Raw genomic sequence first — 1153 nt, forward strand, 5'->3', positions numbered from 1 at the left:
GCAGACAGACTCATGGCGCCACCGAAAACAAACTATGGGAGCAAACATTGAAGCCACAACTCGCGCTGCTGCTCGCAGCCCTAAGCACCATGAGCCAAGCACGCCATCCAGGAGAGTCTGAGCCGCCAATCCCACCCGACGGCAGCCGATGCCAGGCGAACTCTGCGCCCACTCCTGCCCAAGCCAGAGATGAGGCCCTACGCGACGAAGTCCGGGCTGGTACTGCCGTACCCGATCACCAAGTGCAATTCGACGGCTTCGATTTTGACGTGTACGTCGATCGTTCGTTCAGCCCGCCCGTGGTGGTTGTGGCGCAGCCTCTTGAATCAATTAACCGCATATTCGAGATCGGGAGCATTCGAAAGCAGAAATACCTGATGCGAAAATTCACGGTGATGAAGCGAAACTACGAGCGGTCGATGCGGGGCGAACCGCTGCAAGCCGTGCCGACGGACGATCAACCGGCAAGTGCCGATGACGAGGGTGAGCCAGAGGCCGTAAACGACATCTACGAGTGCATCCAGTATTACCCGCAAGGAGATACCGGGTATACATACCTTCTTGGCGGAGGAAATGTCTCTCTGAATCAGGTGTATATCGATTTCTACGGTCGCCCGGGGTGGTCCAGTTTCCGTGGAGATGTGGAGCCAATCACGGCCGAAAGGGACAGACCGTGCCAGCGGACAGTTGGGACTTGGGGAAAGCCTGGCCAAGATCAGGGCGGGCATGGTATCGGCGCACGACTTGGTGGCTGGGGCGGCCGTGCGAATCTAACTCCGCAGGATAAGGTACTCAATGAGGGTAAAGAATGGAAATCCCTGGATGGCGCTGCAGACTTTTGCGCGACAGCGACTTACCTCACCAACCACCGGGTTGATATCGCATACGATGGCGGTGTATTGCGCCCTAGATCGTATACCGTGAGTACATACGCCTACACACCAACTTGCCCTCAAAAATTAGTTGTTGACGTAACGACCACTGTAGGCAATTACCTCCCCGCGCTGACAGATAACACGAATATGACATTGCACAGTAACGCGGTGAAGAGGGCGTGCACTATCTAAACTGAATCTAGACCAAACGAAGCCGGCGCAAGCCGGCTTCTTCTTTCCCGGCGGCGACTCCGCTCATTGCGCACTCGTCACCGACT

At 56.3% G+C, this 1153-nt stretch carries 1 protein-coding gene; it reads left to right on the forward strand.

Features of this window, described 5'->3' with window-relative positions:
• A partial coding sequence (locus AC1DYI_RS36370; RefSeq protein ID WP_477208942.1) for a DNA/RNA non-specific endonuclease occupies positions 1-1067 on the forward strand: 1067 nt, incomplete at its 5' end.
• Positions 1068-1153: the final 86 nt, after the last annotated feature.

The organism is Ideonella sp. P3_A4 (assembly GCF_056403075.1).